Genomic DNA, 5,981 nt, shown 5'->3' with positions numbered 1-5,981 from the left:
TGCGCCGCAATCGGCCGCGCACTCGATGCCTTCACCTCAGAGGAATGCGCCAATTACCTCAAAAATTCAGGCTATCGAACCTAATGCCATCACGCTTTAAAGGCATTTCTCGATCGATACACGGCGAGCGGACCTCGGGGAGTCGCGGCTATTCCGCTTATGGCCGGCGCGGATCTCAGTCACACCATTGGTCCTGTATCCAATCTTACTCCACTTCATATCGGACTCGTTGTCGTGGTGCCGCTCTGTGGGTTCCATTTTTTGACCGCGCATATGAATCATTGGACATCTTTCTAAACAGGCCGCCGGTGAGGTGACGCAGTCGTTTCGTGCCGCGGCTTCTGTCGCGCCACTGCTCCATTGTAACATCGATAGCTCTGGAGAGGACGCCTGAGATGAATGCTTCGATTGATCCTTTTACACGTGACGAGCTGCTCTTGGTCGGGTGTTCTCTTGGCTGACCAAAGCGCGTGTCCTGATCGGGGATTGGCTCCGCCATTACAACCACCACGGCCCATTCAGCACCCGGAATGGTGAGCCGAACGGAGCTCGACCGTAGGGAGAGCAAGAGCGCAGTTTGGTGCTGGCGCAAGCCTAACCTGCAGTAGCTACCAACCACCAGCTCTCACCGCAGGTGGGACCGAAGAACGCGCTCCGGTCACTGTGATTTGCCGCCAAGTCGCGGATTTTGTGTAGTCTAGCCGAGTGGGCGCAAGGCAGTTCTCAAGGCCCGGTTATCTTCACTCCTATCAGTCGCTCTAGCAGTCGAAGTCCAGCCGGGCTGATCGATGAGAGGTACGGGATCAGCCGGGCTCGTGACAGTCTGCGCGATTGTGCACGTGCTCCTATGCGGTCGAAGCCCCGGCATGCTCGCGATAAAGCCAACGACGAGTGGCTTGCGCTGACAAGTTTTTCTCTCATCGCTATCTCGTCTTCGTTTCGAGTATGTGGATTGGCGGCTCCGCGCCAATGGCTAGCATTATCGGGAGCCCGCTCGTGGCCGTGGAAGCCCTAGGCGGTCGCGAAATGTGTTGCCTTCGTACTCACGGTGAAAAAGACCGCGGCGCACGAGTTCGGGAACGAGCTGGTCACAAATAGTTTGCAGCCCGCCTGGCGCATAAGCCATCTGCAGGTTGAAGCCGTCACATGCACCAGCGGAAAACCACCGCTCCATCTCATCCGCTACCTGCGCCGCCGTCCCGACTTGCGAGGGGTGTCCATACGATCTAGCGGCCACACGTAGGAGATCTCGGAGCGAGTAACGCTTATCGACGGCAAGCTGGCGGAACAGCTCGAACCGACTGACCATTCGGATCTGTTCTAGGGGCGGGATTCGGTCCAGCGGAATCGGTTGGTTGAGATCGAGGCCGGTCACGTCGACCCCTTCAAAGACGGAACGCAACGCCGGTATATAAGCTTCGACCGGCATCAGGTCGGCAAGTTCGCCTGCAAGTGCGTTGGCAGCTTCTTCGGTCTCGCCGATGATGGGTAGGAGCCCAGGCAGCACCTTGATATGGCTAGGATCGCGTCCTGCCTCTGCAGCCTTACGTTTAATAGTCTGGTAGAAGATACGGGCGTGCTCCAGATCCGGTTGGGCGGTATACACGAGTTCTGCCCAGCGTGCTGCGAAATCGACCCCGGCCGGTGATGATCCAGCTTGAACGAGTACCGGCCAGCCTTGCGGTCCGCGTTGAATGAGCGCCGGCCCTTCGACGCTGAAGTACTTCCCTTGATGATCTATGCGATGAACGCGATCCGGCCTAAGCCAGATCCCGGCCTTACGATCATTGACGACAGCATCGTCCTCCCAGCTGTCCCAAAGCGCAGTGACCACCCTGAGATACTCGTCAGCCATGGCGTAACGGTCATCGCGTGGCGGAAGCTTGACGCTGTAGTTCCCATCCCCGGCGCTTGAGACCACGATGTTCCAGGCAGCACGCCCATCGCTGAGATGGTCCAGCGACGTGAAATAGCGTACTACGTTGGCCGGCTCGGTAAACGATATGGAAACTGTGCCGATCAGGCCAATCTTCTCTGTGACGCCAGCAAGTGCTGACAGCAGCGTAATCGGCTCGAGCTCAACCGGCCGCGGCTCGGTGCGCTCCGGATCCCACCGCACAGAGTCCGGCACGAATATCGCGTCAAATTTCGCCTGCTCGGCTAACCGCGCGAGGTCACGATAGAGCGAAAGAGAGGTCAATTCATTCGACCGGCTTCTCTCCCGCCGCCACCCACCGACGCTATAGCCGCCAGCAGACAAGAACAAGTTAAGCACCATCTGTCTCGGAGATCGAGCCATCAAATCACCTGCCGCCCTGTGTCTTGAATTGAACCATGTGCGTTAAGTGGACGAAGATTGAGCGAGCCGAGGAGCTCCCCACGCTGATACCGTTACGCTCCAGCTTCTGCGCAAACTCCCGCGATCGCTCCACATCACCCCAGTTCATAACCATTTTCGCTCGTGCTGTGACTCCTCCATTGATGGCGCTATGCTCGCACGAGCTTCATAAGCCTACCAATATCAGGCGCAGACTCCAGGTTGGCGACGAGATCGAGCACGTTTCGAGTGGCGCCATGAAGTCTTGGAGCTGCGAGCCTCTCGAACTTAGCTCTCACGTCTGTTTCCCAACTGACGTCCGCCATGTCTGAAGAACGCATCGTGACTGTGGCACCACCTTTCAAGACCACTTCAACAGTAACTTCCTCTACGTCGTTCTCAGCAACGAGCAACGACGTCTTCGCGGCGACTTCCTCAACGTCGGGATCTCTGCATGACTCTTTAAAGTATCGCCAGTCGGTGATGGGTTTCCCCAGTAGGGCAGCAACGCTCGTGAACTTCGCCGAGATCATCGCCTGGACCATGTTGCTGTAAGGGGGATCGGCCAACATTCCAGGCGCGTCGTAATCATTATGTCTCCGTGACAGGACGACACGCTCGATCTCCGAGGGCGCAAAACCAACAGGTTGAAGCGAACGGATTATGAGCATGGTGTCTAGATTGCCTTTGCAAGCGGGGAACGGCTTGGACCAGGCGCTAAGAATTCCGAGTTCCCTCGTTTTTATTGTCAAAGCATCTGGGTCGCAAGAGCGGCCGTGCCCGAACGTACTGAAGAAACCATATGGTCCATCGAGTGTGCGAGGCGTCGTTTTACCACCTCCTCGAGCAAGCGCCGCCGCAGTAATCCCGCCGCGCGCTGCAAGGCCGGCCTGGACGTGCAGCTCCATCGTGCCATCAGCGAAGCTCTCTAGTAACCCGCCGGCCATGTTCGCTGCAAAGTTGAGTGCGTTGGCAAGCTGTTCAGTATTAAGGCCAGATAAGATTGACGCGGAAGCAGCGGCGCCAAAAAGTCCAATCGTAGGGACTGCGCGAAACTTGTTCGAATACAACGCCGCAGCTGCGGCCGTATGCATCCGTTGCGCCGCCTCGTAGCCGACGACGATCGCGCTCAATACGTCTTTACCCGAGCGTCCATATTGCTCGCCTAGCGCAAGCGACACCGGAACTACGAACGTTCCCGGGTGAACTCCACCTCCACAATCCTCCTGACCGGTAGTATGGCTCGTGACAGCGTTCACAAACGCTGCATCTGCCGCGGCAGCCGTTGTATTGCGACCGATCACGGTACACGGACCGGCACATGGACCAACTGAGCGAAAAGCGACGACCGAAGACGGCTGGTCCAATCCATCCAGCGTGACGCCCAACATATCAAGGAGGCGTTCCTTCGCAGCTCGTATGGCGTCCGGAGCCAATTCTGTCGTCGCGATGGTCTGTAGTGCTTCGGCGAAAGAGGTGGTCCGATCTGACTTCCCAGGCCGCATAAGTTCCTCCGGCTAGATGGTCTTCGGGCACCTGAAGACGTCAAGAATGTAAGAGAGAACGAAACTCAAATTAGCGAAAATGGGGGAACGTCTTGCAGAAATTCTGCGCGTTTCGCACTTTGTTGCAGGCGTTGCTCGTGCAGAGTGGCGTGCATGCGGTGCTGTAAGCACACTGTGAGGAATCGTGCGATACGCACCTCTCACTGCCACGTTAACGTTCGTAGCTGCTCGCGACGTAGTTGGTAGTACTGGTCACCACATTCCATCCGGCCCCCCCACCAGAGATGTGGTCGAGTGTGCTAATGGTCTGTTCGGGCCCAAGGAGTGTAGGCAAAAGTGGTCGAATTTTCCTCGCTCGCAGGGGGCAGTCGAGGAAGGGTAGGAATGTCGTACGACAGATAACGGCTAGGCGTTTAGTCCCAAGATTTGATGGTGCATTCTTGTCGCACGATTCGAAGGATGCGCTATGGGACAAGTTCTACACGGCTGCGCCACCACGACGGAGGCAGTCGAACAATACAAAATAGTCAGGAGAGCCTGAGAGCACTCGCCAGGCACTACGGGATCAACCAGAAGACTGTCGCGAAGTGGAAGCAGCGCGACACCGTCGCCGATCGTTCGACTGGCCCTAAGGAGGCCAAGTCGATCCTTTCCATCGAGGAGGAGACGATCATCGTCGCTTTCCGACGGCATACGCTGCTGCCGCTCGACGATTGCCTCTATGCGCTGCAGCCGACCATCCCGCATCTGACGCGGTCATCCCTGCATCGCTGCCTCCAGCGCCACGGCATCAGCCGATTGCCGGAGGTTGAGGGCAATCGGCCTGCGAAGAAGAAGTTCAACGCCCGATCGGCTATTTCCACTTCGATACCGCTGAGCTCCAGACCGCTGAAGGCAAGCTCTACCTCTATGTTGCCATCGATCGCACCAGCAAGTTCGCCTTCGTGCAACTGGTCAAGAAGACCGGAAGGACCTCAGCCTCGGCCTTCCTCGAAGCTCTGATCGCGGCCGGCCCCCACAAGATCCGGTGCTCACCGACAATGGGATCCAGTTCACCTTCTCGCCGCGCAATGCCCACGGTCCGACGGCAAGATACGTGACGCATATGTTCGACATGCGATGCCAGGAAAATGGCATCGAACATCGGCTGACCAAGATCAAGCATCCCTAGACCTATGGCCAGGTCGAGCGCATGAACCGCACGATCAAGGAAGCGACCGTCCAACGCTACCATTACGATCGACACGATCAGCTCGAAGCTCACCTTGCCGACTTCATCACCGCCTACAATTACGCTTGGCGGCTGAAGACCCTGAAGGGCCTCACACCCTACGAATACACCTGCGAATGCCGGACTTCCCAGCCAGAACGATTCAAACTCAATCCGCTCCAGCAAATGCCGGGACTAAACACCTAGACCGTTACACTCGCGCGCTGGCTTGTGTGATCGAATGGTGTCGGCTCAATCTGCATCATCCCTTCGGGGAACAACACGCCCACCTCTCGCAGGCGATCTGGGGAACACTCCGCCTACTGCGGCATCGCATCGAAGTCAGAGATAGCAATGGCGATCCCGACTAGGCCGTTCTTGAGGTTAGGTATCGCAAGATTCGCGTCCTACCGCCGATCGGAAAGCAGAAGCGCTATCCCGCTCTGACCCTGACGGTGATCCATGCCGAAGAGCGCGGGACGCCGAAAAACAGAAAGAAGATCGATTGGAAGCTGATCACCGACCTGCCCGTTGGTTCCCGCACCGACGTCATTGAGAAGCTCGAGTGGTATGCTTTGAGATGGAAGATCGAGGTGTTCCACAAAATCCTCAAATCGGGCTGCAAAGCTGAGGAGTCGAAGCTCAGGACTGCCCAGCGTCTGACCAATCTGATCTCGCTCTTTTGCATCCTGAGTTGGCGGGTCTTCTGGATGACGATGCTCAACCGTTCCGCCCCAGACGCGCCACCAACCCTCGCGTTGACTGCGACTGAAATCGGCGTGCTCGATCGCCTCGTCAACGACAAACCAAAAGCAAGAAAAACGCTCCTCGCACTATCTGATCAAGATCGCCCGGCTCGGCGGTTATCTCGCCCGCGCCAGCGATCCGCCGCCTGGCAATACCGTCGTGTGGCGCGGGCTGTCACGCCTCACTGACATCGCGCTGGGCG

General features: G+C 57.5%; 3 protein-coding genes and 1 pseudogene. 2 read left to right on the top strand and 2 right to left on the bottom strand.

The features are described 5' to 3' along the window. Positions 1-979: 979 nt before the first annotated feature. Positions 980-2,278, bottom strand: a complete 1,299-nt coding sequence (locus IVA87_RS11620) for an LLM class flavin-dependent oxidoreductase (protein WP_247333603.1) — start codon at positions 2,276-2,278, stop codon at positions 980-982. Between the two features lie 209 nt (positions 2,279-2,487). Beyond that, positions 2,488-3,822 carry an MmgE/PrpD family protein gene (locus IVA87_RS11615; RefSeq protein ID WP_247333602.1) on the bottom strand — a complete coding sequence of 445 codons (1,335 nt, stop codon included), beginning with the start codon at positions 3,820-3,822 and terminating at the stop codon, positions 2,488-2,490. A 466-nt stretch (positions 3,823-4,288) separates the two neighbouring features. Between IVA87_RS11615 and IVA87_RS11610 the strand changes: the two are divergent. Continuing rightward, a pseudogene (locus tag IVA87_RS11610) lies at positions 4,289-5,239 on the top strand (IS481 family transposase). A gap of 248 nt (positions 5,240-5,487) precedes the next feature. Then, positions 5,488-5,967 (top strand): hypothetical protein, encoded by a 480-nt coding sequence (locus IVA87_RS11605; RefSeq protein ID WP_247333601.1) that lies wholly within the window; start codon positions 5,488-5,490, stop codon positions 5,965-5,967. Positions 5,968-5,981: the final 14 nt, after the last annotated feature.

It is taken from the genome of Bradyrhizobium sp. 147, from assembly GCF_023073935.1.
Classification (GTDB): domain Bacteria; phylum Pseudomonadota; class Alphaproteobacteria; order Rhizobiales; family Xanthobacteraceae; genus Bradyrhizobium.
The sequence above is the reverse complement of the archived record's forward strand: the minus strand, read 5'-3'. Positions and strand labels throughout refer to the sequence as shown.